The following is a 359-nucleotide window of genomic DNA, read 5'->3' as shown; positions in this document are numbered from 1 at the left end:
GGTCGCTCCTGGAGTCGGCGCAGACCTTCCTTAGCGGCTACGGTGTCGCCAGAGCCCTGGACAGCGGTTTCCTCGCCGGCCGTACCGATACCGGACTGTGGTGGCTCGCCGCCGCCGCAGGCGCCATCGTCGTCAGCGGTCTAGCCACCCGGCAGGTTTTCCGGGGCCTCGCCGACCTCGTCGAACCGCTCCGCGACGGCCTCGTACGCTCCGTCGTCACCCGGGCGGTGACCCGGTCGCTCGACGACAGCGGTCGCGCCGCGGACAGCGCCGCCGTCTCCCAGCTGACCAATCAGACGGAGATGGCCCGCGACAGTTTCGCCGGACTGGTCCTCGTCGCACGGTCGTTCGTCTTCACC

The 359-nt window shown here is 70.5% G+C and carries 1 pseudogene; it reads left to right on the top strand.

Going from position 1 to position 359, the window contains the following annotated elements:
* Positions 1–359, top strand: a pseudogene (locus C6N31_RS42640) (ABC transporter ATP-binding protein); the annotation flags it as partial.

The sequence above is a fragment of the Streptomyces fildesensis genome (assembly GCF_016107395.1).
Classification (GTDB): Bacteria; Actinomycetota; Actinomycetes; order Streptomycetales; family Streptomycetaceae; genus Actinacidiphila; species Actinacidiphila fildesensis.
Note: the sequence above shows the minus strand (reverse complement) of the source record. Positions and strands in the feature narration are given on the sequence as shown.